Source organism: Aphanothece microscopica RSMan92, from assembly GCF_046613545.2.
Classification (GTDB): Bacteria; Cyanobacteriota; Cyanobacteriia; order PCC-6307; family Cyanobiaceae; genus NIES-981.
Genome location: NZ_JBKKKY020000086.1, coordinates 1 through 9,397, shown reverse-complemented (window position 1 = coordinate 9,397; position 9,397 = coordinate 1). Strand labels below are relative to the sequence as shown.

At 65.9% G+C, this 9,397-nt stretch carries 12 protein-coding genes and 1 pseudogene; 6 read left to right on the top strand and 7 right to left on the bottom strand.

Going from position 1 to position 9,397, the window contains the following annotated elements:
• The 3 genes and pseudogenes from ACLD7X_RS15125 to ACLD7X_RS15115 all read left to right on the top strand — a co-directional run.
• Positions 1–238 (top strand): annotated as a pseudogene (locus ACLD7X_RS15125) (hypothetical protein); the annotation flags it as partial.
• A gap of 19 nt (positions 239–257) precedes the next feature.
• A complete protein-coding gene (locus tag ACLD7X_RS15120; protein ID WP_411424495.1) occupies positions 258–1,457 on the top strand; it encodes a lipid-A-disaccharide synthase-related protein in 1,200 nt (399 codons plus the stop codon).
• Positions 1,450–1,728: a hypothetical protein gene (locus tag ACLD7X_RS15115; protein ID WP_411424494.1), complete on the top strand. Its 279-nt coding sequence runs from the start codon at positions 1,450–1,452 to the stop codon at positions 1,726–1,728. The genes ACLD7X_RS15120 and ACLD7X_RS15115 overlap by 8 nt, the downstream gene beginning before the upstream one ends.
• Here ACLD7X_RS15115 and ACLD7X_RS15110 read toward each other — a convergent pair.
• Complete coding sequence (locus tag ACLD7X_RS15110) at positions 1,664–2,599, bottom strand: TIGR01777 family oxidoreductase (RefSeq protein WP_411424493.1); 936 nt, start codon at positions 2,597–2,599, stop codon at positions 1,664–1,666. The two genes, ACLD7X_RS15115 and ACLD7X_RS15110, sit on opposite strands and share 65 nt — an antisense overlap.
• Before the next feature lie 114 nt (positions 2,600–2,713).
• Between ACLD7X_RS15110 and ACLD7X_RS15105 the strand changes: the two genes are divergently transcribed.
• Positions 2,714–2,956 (top strand): NAD(P)H-quinone oxidoreductase subunit O, encoded by a 243-nt coding sequence (locus ACLD7X_RS15105; RefSeq protein ID WP_411424492.1) that lies wholly within the window; start codon positions 2,714–2,716, stop codon positions 2,954–2,956.
• An 11-nt stretch (positions 2,957–2,967) separates the two neighbouring features.
• On the opposite strand, the gene ACLD7X_RS15100 is transcribed toward ACLD7X_RS15105, so the two are convergent.
• Positions 2,968–3,618, bottom strand: coding sequence for a J domain-containing protein (locus ACLD7X_RS15100; protein WP_411424491.1), 651 nt, complete (start codon positions 3,616–3,618; stop codon positions 2,968–2,970).
• 257 nt (positions 3,619–3,875) lie between these two features.
• Complete coding sequence (locus ACLD7X_RS15095) at positions 3,876–5,324, bottom strand: iron uptake porin (protein ID WP_411424490.1); 1,449 nt, start codon at positions 5,322–5,324, stop codon at positions 3,876–3,878.
• Between the two features lie 458 nt (positions 5,325–5,782).
• Between ACLD7X_RS15095 and ACLD7X_RS15090 the strand changes: the two genes are divergently transcribed.
• Positions 5,783–6,697, top strand: coding sequence for an aspartyl/asparaginyl beta-hydroxylase domain-containing protein (locus ACLD7X_RS15090; RefSeq protein WP_411424488.1), 915 nt, complete (start codon positions 5,783–5,785; stop codon positions 6,695–6,697).
• A gap of 83 nt (positions 6,698–6,780) precedes the next feature.
• Here the strand turns inward: ACLD7X_RS15090 and ACLD7X_RS15085 are convergent, their stop codons facing one another.
• On the bottom strand, positions 6,781–7,062 hold the full coding sequence (locus ACLD7X_RS15085; RefSeq protein WP_411424487.1) for a J domain-containing protein: 282 nt from the start codon (positions 7,060–7,062) through the stop codon (positions 6,781–6,783).
• A gap of 136 nt (positions 7,063–7,198) precedes the next feature.
• Positions 7,199–7,489: a hypothetical protein gene (locus ACLD7X_RS15080; protein WP_411424486.1), complete on the bottom strand. Its 291-nt coding sequence runs from the start codon at positions 7,487–7,489 to the stop codon at positions 7,199–7,201.
• A 422-nt stretch (positions 7,490–7,911) separates the two neighbouring features.
• Between ACLD7X_RS15080 and ACLD7X_RS15075 the strand changes: the two genes are divergently transcribed.
• Complete coding sequence (locus tag ACLD7X_RS15075; RefSeq protein WP_411424485.1) at positions 7,912–8,325, top strand: hypothetical protein; 414 nt, start codon at positions 7,912–7,914, stop codon at positions 8,323–8,325.
• A gap of 16 nt (positions 8,326–8,341) precedes the next feature.
• On the opposite strand, the gene ACLD7X_RS15070 is transcribed toward ACLD7X_RS15075, so the two are convergent.
• Both ACLD7X_RS15070 and ACLD7X_RS15065 read right to left on the bottom strand, forming a co-directional pair.
• Positions 8,342–8,755 (bottom strand): cupin domain-containing protein, encoded by a 414-nt coding sequence (locus ACLD7X_RS15070; protein ID WP_411424484.1) that lies wholly within the window; start codon positions 8,753–8,755, stop codon positions 8,342–8,344.
• A gap of 140 nt (positions 8,756–8,895) precedes the next feature.
• The coding region (locus tag ACLD7X_RS15065; protein ID WP_411424483.1) for a substrate-binding domain-containing protein at positions 8,896–9,397 on the bottom strand (502 nt) is incomplete at its 5' end.

Below are 9,397 nucleotides of genomic sequence, written 5' to 3'. Positions count from 1 at the left end.
GTCGGCCCGAACGGCGGTGCGGCTGAACCCCCAGGATCCCCAGGCACGCATCAACCTGAGCCTGGCGATGCTCGAGACCGGGGCGAAGGGCGTCCGGGAGCACATCGAGATCGTGCAACGGGTGATGGTGATGGCCCCGGAACTGGCCGGCGAACTGCAGGAGGCGATGGCCGATGGGCTGCAGCGCAAGCCGGGCTGGGCCGCCATGCAGAAAGTGAAGGCGTGGCTCAACGGTTGACCACCGCCCGCTGACTCCGGTGGCCTCCGTCCTGCTGCTGAGCAACGGCCACGGCGAGGACCTCAGTGGCGCCCTGATCGGCGCCGGGCTGATGGCCCGGGGCATCGCCGTGGAAGCACTGCCGCTCGTGGGCCATGGCCAGGCCTACCGCCAGCGCGGCATCCCGATCCTCGGCCGCACCCGCGAGTGCAGCACCGGCGGTCTGGGGTTCACCAGCTTCCGCGGCCAGCTCAGCGAACTGCTGGAAGGTCAGGTGGCCCACGTGCTCGGCAGCCTGCTGTGGCTGATCCGCCACCGACGGCGGCACCGGCTGGTGATCGCCGTCGGCGACCTGGTGGCCGTCCTGGGGGCCTGGCTGGGTGGACGGCGCTCGGCCGTCTACCTCGTGGCCTACTCGAGTCACTACGAGGGAAGGCTGCGCCTGCCCTGGCCCTGTGGCTGGATGCTCCGCCGTCCTTCGGTGCTGGCCGTCTGGAGCCGCGATGCCCTCACCGCCCACGACCTGAGCCAGCAGCTGCGCCGCCCGGTGACCTTTCTGGGCAACCCCTTCCTGGACGCCGCCCTCGGCCCGCCCCGGCCGGCCTCCAGCGGGCAGGTGCTGGCGCTGCTCCCGGGCAGTCGCCTGCCGGAAGCAGCCCAGAACCTCGAGCTGATGCTGCAGCTGCTGGCCCTGCTCCCCGCTGCCGGCCCGCTCCGGGCTGGGTGGCGCGTTCAGGCGGCCCTGGTGCCCGCCCTGGATGCCGCGGCGCTCGGCCCCATGGCCGAGCGGCAGGGATGGCACTGGGCCGGGAACGACCGGCTGCGGCGCGATGGCCTGGACGTGGAGCTGGTCTGGTCGGGCTTCAACGCGGTTCTGGCCAACGCCGATCTGGTGGTGGCGATGGCCGGAACGGCCACCGAGCAGGCGGTGGGCCTCGGCAGGCCGGTGCTGCAGCTGGTGGGCGATGGCCCCCAGTTCACCGAAGGTTTTGCCGAGGCGCAGCGCCGTCTGCTGGGCCCCGGCGTGTTCTGCGCCCCTGGCGGCGCCGACCGGCAGACCACCCTTCGCCGCAGCGCCACACTCGCCCATGACCTGCTCGCGCAACTGGCGGATCCCCGAAAGGGCACGGACCTGCGGGACCAGCTGGCGGCCACCGCGGCCGAACGCATCGGCCCACCCGGCGGCAGCGAGCGCCTCACAGCAGCGATCATGGATCTGTTGACCGGAACCCATGGCTGACGCCGCCACCCCCTTGCAGCGCCTGAAGGGAGCTCTCGACAGCCTGCTCGTGGCGAATGTCTTCCTCGTGATCGCCGGGGCCGTGTGGTTCCTGATCGCCGTGGTCTGCCACACGCAGCAGATGGAGGCTCCCCTCGATCTGTTTCAGCGGCTCTGGGAACCGCTGTTCACCCCCGCCATCGGCCTGTTGATGGCGGCGGCCGTGGTCAGTGGAGTGCTGGGTTGGTGGCAGCGGCGAGGGCAGCGGGGAGCTCGGGGTACTGAAAGCTGAATCCCTGGGCCAGCAGCCGCCCGGGCCGGACGCGCTGACCCTCGAGCACCACCTGGGCCCCGTCGCCGAGCAGCAGCTGCAGGATCGGGGCCGGCACCGGCAGCAGACTCGGGCGCCCCATCGCCTGGCCGAGGGCGGCGGCGAAGCCGCCCATCGTGGTGGGCTCGGGGGCGACGGCGTTGTAAGTCCCCTGGAAACGGGGATCCTCGAGGGCCGTGGCCACCAGGCGGCACAGATCGTGGCGATGGATCCAGCTCATCCACTGGCGACCACTCCCCACCGGCCCGCCGAAGCCCAGGCGGAACACCGGCAGCATCTTGCCCAGCGCGCCGCCGTCGGCACCCAGCACGATGCCGATGCGAAGGATCACCAGCCGGCAGGACGGCGGCCGTGCGGCCGCAGCCGCCTCCCAGCGCCGGCAGATCTCCGCGAGGTAGTCCTCGCCGCCAGGGCTCTGCTCGATGAACTCGGCGGTGAGACTGGTGCCGTAGTAGCCAACCGCCGAGGCATTCACCAGCACCTGGGGGGGATGCTCCAGCCGGGCCATCGCCTCCACCAGATGGCGGGTGGTGGCGATCCGGCTCTCCATCAGCAGCTGACGGTGGGCCGCCGTCCAGCGCTTCTCGGCGATCGGTTCCCCGGCGAGATTGACGACCCCCTCGGCGGCGGCCAGGGCCTCCAGCAGCCCCAGATTGTCCCAGCTGGCCGGATCGGAGGGATCCAGCTGCAGGCAGGCGAAGCGCTCGCTGACGAGGGCGGCGAAGGGTTGCCGCTGCCGGCTGACCAGGGTGATCTCATGGCCGAGTTCGAGCAGGAAGGGCACGAGTTCCCGGCCCACAAAACCCGAGCAGCCCAAAAGCAGCAGTCGCACCCTGTTGATCCCCGCCTGACCGAGGAGGCTAGGGCGAAGCGGTCGCAGCAGGGCTGCCCAGCCGGCCTGGAAACGGCGCAGGCGCCCTAGCCTTCCGCCAGCTCCTCCTGTGTCATGGCCGAGACGCCCACCCCCGCCCAGCCAGCGCTGAAGAAAGGCGCTCTGGTGCGTGTCGATCGCGCGGCCTATGCCAGCAGCCTGGAAGCCAGTGCAAGCGATCCCCAGCCACCCGCCTACATCTTCGAGGGGCCTGGGGAAGTGCTGCTGATTCGGGGTGCCTATGCCCAGCTGCGCTGGCGACGCCCCGTGCCGGACGTGTGGCTGCCCCTGAACCTGCTTGAGGCCTACCCCGACTGAGTCGGACCCGCTCAGATCCTCAGGCGTCGGTTCTCCTGCTGCAGCTGAAGGCGGTGCGCCCTCGCCTTGCGCAGGAGCTCGCGACCATCGCGCAGATAGGAGTCCACGTACCCCATGGTGTAGCGCTCCAGGTCGATCAGGGCGTCCTTGACCAGACTCAGGCAGTGGTAGAGGTCCAGGGAGAAGGCCTGCAGGCCCGGTGGGCAGGGCCATGAGCGGTAGAGCGTTTCTCCCCGCGCCACCCGAGCCTGGCTCTGCTCGAGGAAGCCACAGAAGGCTTCCATCAGCCGGTCGTCGTAGGGGTCGGCGGCCAGGGCCTTGAGTTGGGCAGCAAACGGATTGATCACCTGGGCCAGCAGGCGATCGATCGGGGCGTACACCTGGCGCAGCCACTGCTGCACGGCGGGCTCGCTCTCGGCCGCCCGGGCGACGGGCCGCGTCACCACGGTGGCGGCGGCAGGGGAGGCCTCAGCGGGGGCGGCCGAGGCCGCATGGCTGTCGTGACGGCGGCGCCGTTCCGCGTCTCCCAGCACCTCCCAGGCCGCATTCAGGGCCAGGATCGTGGTGTCGTCCCCCCCGGCATCGGGGTGGTGCTGCTTGACCAGGGCGCGGTAGGCAGCCTTGATCTCCGCACCACTGGCCTGGGGGGAGACCCCGAGCACCGTGTAGGGATCGGCAGAAGCCAGCGGCGGGACCTCCCGAATGCGTCAGCTCACCAGAGGCTCAAATTACGCGATCGCGCCGCGGCACAGACAGAGGCACGGACAACAGAAAACCCCGGCCGAGGCCGGGGTCGCTGGAGGAACGGTGTGAGAAGCGTCGGCGCCGAAGGCGCGATGCAAGACATCGAGGATGAAGAGAGGGCCTGGGTGTGTGAGGAACCAGGCCCGACTCCGATCAGCTGATCAGACCTTGCTGATCAGAACTTGAAGGTGGTCTTGACCAGACCGCCGTAGGTGTCATCAGCACCGTCGTTCTCGATCCAGAAGAACGCGGGGGTCACGCTGATGTTGTCGGTGACCTGGAACTTGTACCACAGCTCGTAAGCCAGGGTCTCGTCGCCATTGTTGGTCCAGATGCCACCGGTACAGATCGTACCGAGGTCACCACACTTGCCGGAGTTGTCAGCACCAGCGGAACCGATAGCCATGCCGAGGGCGTTGCCCTTGACGAACATGTCGGCCCACTGCAGACCCACCATCCAGCTCCAAGCCTCGTCATCACCAGGGGTGGTGCTGAGGTCATCGGTGTAGCCGAAGCCGGCGCTGATGCCGGGGACCCAACCAGCATCAGAAGGCTGCCAGTAGGCGCTCAGGCCGATGTTGTTCGAGGAGTTGAAGCCGATGTTGGTGAAATCGGCGTAGGTGTAGGCGAAGGCAGCACCCCAGTTCTGAGCGGCGTAGCCGATCTGACCGGTGATGGTGTAGTCCTCACCCATACCGATGTTGGAGTTCTCAGCGGCGATCTCGTTGGAGACGTAGTTGACGCTGACGCTGAAGCCGTCCTTCTGATACCACAGGCCGACACCGGCGCCGTTGTTCAGGCTGTAGGTGGCCCGGGCACCGGCGTAGGTGAACAGGTCGAGGATAGTGTCAGCCGGGTAGGCGCTGGGCCACATGGCCAGCATGTCGTCCTGACGGACCTTGGCACCCACGGTGGCGGTGAAGTTCTCGCCGACGGGGAACTGGTAGAAGAGGCGGTTGATGCCGACGGAATCAGCACCGCTCCGCTCCTGGAAGGCCACTTCGAGGGCGGTGTTGCCGTTGCCGAACACCGAGTTGGCGAAGTTGCCGGCGCGCAGGGTGGTGCGCAGCAGGTCCTTGCCAGTGAAGCTGGTGTCGAACATCAGGCGAACGTCATAGTTGCCCGTGAACTCGTCGCCGAAACCGGTATCACCGGCTCCGCCGAACACCATGGTGGCGATACCCTTGAGCTTGGTGGTGGTGGAGAACTGGTTAGCCTCCAGTTCGCCGACCTTGGCCTCGAGGCCATCCACACGGCCCTTGAGGATGGCGAGTTCCTTCTCGAACTCGGCCATCAGGCGCTTGAGCTCGTCGGTCACCTCGGTGACGCGGTCGAGACAGGCGTTGAGCAGGGCGGCCGCTTCAAAGCGGGTCATGGCCTTCTGGCCGCGGTAGGTGCCGTCGGGATAGCCGGCCACGCAGCCGTAGCGCTCGATCAGGTTGGAGAGCGCCTGGTAGGCCCAGTCAGTCGGCTGCACGTCCGAGAACTGGGAGATGCTGGTGACTTGCTCCTGGGAGGCGTACTGGTTGACGCCGTCCATGTTGAGCTCGGAAGCGGTCGCGGCCACGGGGGCCAGCAGTCCGAGCGCAGCAGGGGCGACCAGCAGTTGCTGGAAAAGTTTCATGGGGTCCTCACACAAAAGGGCGCAATGCGCCGCGCCCTGATCTTGGTGGCCGCGTCAGCCGTTGACAGCCCTCGGTGTGCCAGAGATCACAATGGCCCGGCCAGGCCGGCCCGTTCAGGCCCCTTCAGAAGGCCCCCTCAGAACGATGCCCCCGACATCCAGGAACTTCCTGGGTGTCGGGGGCTCTCGCCGGGTCCGCCGGGATGCGGAACCGTTTGATCAGGGTTGAGGCGCCGTAATCAGCCGGCGTTCTCCGCGATCAGCAGACCCTTGGTGAAACAACTGGAACTCACGGGCACCTCCTCCTTTGGGGATGACGTCAACCGGCGACGTTTCCGGCCGGCGATCCGAGACCGCTGACCACGCCACTGTTGACACGACTCCGACACCATAACCAGAACCATCCTCAGGAGTTGATCGGGTCAGGAGTTGCGATCGGGGAAGACCGCGCCACCGCGATGGGTAGCCTGCCGGGCCAGCGCACCGCCTTCAGCGCGGTGCTTGCGCAGAGCAGTGGACAGCACATGGGCGGCAGCAGCAGAACCAAGCAGCGCCGGCAGGAGGGGCGGCGACGGGACCGCACCGGGTCCGGGGTGCCCGAAGCCGATCTCAGCCGCCGCCACTGGACCTTTCCGGCCCGCTCCCGTCGCACACGGCTGAAACGCTGCCTGCATGACCGCCTCGAATGGCTGATCTGCCGGGCCTCCCTTCACGGTGACCTGCCGGTGTTCCATGCCGACCGCTTCGGCTGGATCACCCAGGTGGAGCGGGAGTGGCAGGGGGTACGGGAGGAACTCGAGATGGTGCTGCAGCATCGCGAGGCGATGCCGAACTTCCAGCAGATCCTTCCCCAGGTCGGCAAGATTCAGAAGGACGACCAGTGGAAGACCTTCTTCCTCAAGGGCGTCGGGATGGATTGCCGCGAGAACGCCCGGCGCTGCCCGCGCACCATGCAGCTCCTGGCGACCATCCCGGGCTGCAGCACCGCCTTCTTCTCGATCCTGTCCCCCCACAAGCACATCCCCCCCCACCGAGGGGCCTGGGCCGGCGTGCTGCGGCTGCACCTCGCGCTGATCGTGCCGGAACCGCGGGAGCAGTGCCGCATCCGCATCGCCGACCAGATCCACACCTGGGAGGAAGGCCGCTGCCTGGTCTTCGACGACACCTACAACCACCAGGTCTGGAACGACACCGACGGCTACCGGGTGGTGCTGTTCGTGGATTTCGCCAGGCCGCTGCGCTGGCCGGTCTCGGTGCTGAACAACTGGATCCTCAACCTGGCCGCGCTGGCGCCGTTCCTGCGGGAGGCCAACCAGAACCAGCAGGCCGCCGAGCGCAGCTTCTGGAGGCGGTTCAGCGGCCCGCCCAGCTGAGAGAGAGCCCCAGCCCGCCGCCGGCGCACGACCCCAACCCGGAACCACCTGCCATGAAAAAGCGCCCCCGAGGGGGCGCTTTTTCATCGCGATTCTCCGGCACCCGGCGTGTCGGGAGGCGAGGGAGCGAAAGCGACGAAGGCTTCCTCCAGTTCCGCATCATATTTGCTTCTTGAGTCTGGCTTCGAGAGGACGGAGTAGGCGGCCTGGATCTCGATGAACCTGTCGGTGTCGCCGGAGTCCGCATGCGCCCGGTCGGGATGATACTCCTTGGCGAGCGCACGGAAGGCTGCCTTGATCACCACGTCGGGCGTATCCGCCGCCACCCCGAGAACGTCGTAGTACGTTCGCATTTTCGTGTTCAAGGCCTGATATCATCCTCAAGGAGACTCAATGTAAAACTATCACGTAAGTCAAATGCCGCAACTATGACGTCACGCAATGCGCAGAGTATGAGTCGCATTATTTCAGAAGGGGCGGCCCCTGTGGCGCCCGCGTCCGCTACTTCTGCCACCAGCGCCTGACGTCGACCGCCTGGCTGCGCACCGGCAGATAGGTCGGCGCCATGCGCTTGGCTTTCTCCTCCAGCGTGGTGATCGCCTCCTCGACGTCGTCGGCCCACGTATCCATGTGCGCGATGCTCTCGGCATGGTTGTCCAGACGGCGGATGAGCAAGCGCTGCTGCCAGAACAGCGCAGCGCACGCCAGCAGCAGGCATATGGCCAGCCAGGCCGGCGTTGCGGAAGTGAGCCAGGCCACCAATTGATCAAGGAGAGAGGGCAAGACGGTCAACCATGAGATGTCATCTTCAATCCGGCAGTCCCGGCGGCAGCACTTTCACCTCCACCGGAACGCGGCGCACGTTGAGTGACCGCATTCATGCGTGCTTGTGTTCATCGATGCAAGATATCCACGCCGAAGAATTCGTTTTTTGTCCCACGTATGCGCAACTCACATCCGGTTTCACCAAAAACAGCGATCTGTTCAATTTTCAATTGACATGTAGCAGTTTTGACTCCGCAACTAAAGTTCCTCTCTGGCGATGACGGCCGACGAATCACCAGATGAGGGACGCGTCGACGCCAAAGCCGGCAAACAACTTGGGAAATACCCCATCAAGGCTTTGACTCCCGCCGGGCGGCGCGGCGATAAACATGCATGGACTTGCATCAGCGACATATGCTTCTGCCCGACGCTCCCGGCGGTGTTCGGTCATGACGGACCGCCGCTATTGGGGCCTGTTCTGGATCGCAATGGCGATGGCGGTGCATTCCGTCATTGTTGGCAGGCTGCTTGGAAGCAGTTTCTTCATGCTGCTGTTCTTCTGGGGCTGGGTGGCTGCCGCCGCCTACCGCGCACGGCTTGAGTCCGCACGGTCCATGGCCATCACGATGGTCGTTCTGCTGGTGGGTGTGACGGTGGTGCTTGCCCTGCGCCCTGCCGAATTCCAGAACGAACTCGCCTATTACACATTCGCGCTTTATCCGGCGCTGGTGAGCTGGATCTGCGTTTACTTCTATGTTCGCCACCTGATGCAGAGGGACGATCACAGCGCCCCGCTTCGCCGTCGCGCAGCACCGCAGCGCCGCAATCTGTTGAACTGGCGCGGGATGTTCTCCACCAGGTGATTGCACGGGGCAGCCGTCAATTCACCGGGATCACATCCATGGTGCCCTCGGATCCCATGTAGACGGCAAGGATCTTCACTGGAACGACGCCGGTATTCATGCCCGCATGGGTAACCTGCATGGCTTCGAGGAAGGATTCCCCCTGCCTGAAGGTCTTCTTCTCCTTGCCGGCGTAATCGACCGTCACTTCGCCTTCGAGGATGTGAATGAAGACAGGAACGCCGTGCTGGTGGAGCAACGTCTTCTCGCCCGGCGCAAGTGTGACGATCATGGCATTGACATGCGCCTTTCCTAACGTCGGATAGGCGATCTCCTCGCCCGTCACGGTCGTGCTGCCGGAATAGAGCTTTATCGCGGGATAGCCGTCCGCGAAGGCGGGGGCGGCGGCGCTGAGCAAAAGCAATGCCACGGAAACGGCAGCCAACTTCATTCTCGTTCCTCCCTCTGCTTGAAATCCGGCTCAGCTATGCACGCTATATAATCGTGCACAAGTGCCCAGGCGACTGTCCCCAAAAAAGGAAGACGGGACTCTCGCCCCGTCTCTCTGGATTGGAAAAACTCTTTCGCCGCTTACTTGGCGATGCAGGTATCGGCCGTCTCGGGCGTGCAGACGTCGAGGCCCGTATAGGTCGGATCGGCCGGCGCAGCCTTGCCGTCCTTCATGTCGCGCAGAGCGTTCATGGTCTTGTAGCCCATCTCGAAGGGACGTTGGCCGACCTGGCCCAGCGACAGACCTTCCTTCATCTGCTCGATCTGGACGGGCAGCGTATCGGCCACCACGAGTGCCAGAGACTTGGACGCGATCTTGTCCTTGTACTTGCCCACCGCGGCGCGGTTGGCGTCGGGGATGAACTGCGGGAAGCCACCCGTCGGCACGAAGGCGTCAACATCGGGGTTCTTCGCCATGAAGTCCTCGAACTGCTGCACGGCGCGCGGGAAGTCGTCGTCGGTGTAAAGCGGGCAGCCCTCGGCCTCGGTCCAGCCGCCCTGGCCGGTCAGCTTGTCGCCGGGTGAAGCGGCGGACTTGGTGCCGGAGAGTTCGTCACGGATGCCCTGCATGCGTTCATTGTGG

Coding starts and splice junctions, on each gene's coding strand:
- ACLD7X_RS15115 (WP_411424494.1), top strand. CDS start 1,450: ATGGCTGACGCCGCCACCCCCTTGCAGCGCCTGAAGGGAGCTCTCGAC.
- ACLD7X_RS15105 (WP_411424492.1), top strand. CDS start 2,714: ATGGCCGAGACGCCCACCCCCGCCCAGCCAGCGCTGAAGAAAGGCGCT.
- ACLD7X_RS15095 (WP_411424490.1), bottom strand. CDS start 5,324: ATGAAACTTTTCCAGCAACTGCTGGTCGCCCCTGCTGCGCTCGGACTG.
- ACLD7X_RS15090 (WP_411424488.1), top strand. CDS start 5,783: ATGGGTAGCCTGCCGGGCCAGCGCACCGCCTTCAGCGCGGTGCTTGCG.
- ACLD7X_RS15075 (WP_411424485.1), top strand. CDS start 7,912: ATGACGGACCGCCGCTATTGGGGCCTGTTCTGGATCGCAATGGCGATG.
- ACLD7X_RS15070 (WP_411424484.1), bottom strand. CDS start 8,755: ATGAAGTTGGCTGCCGTTTCCGTGGCATTGCTTTTGCTCAGCGCCGCC.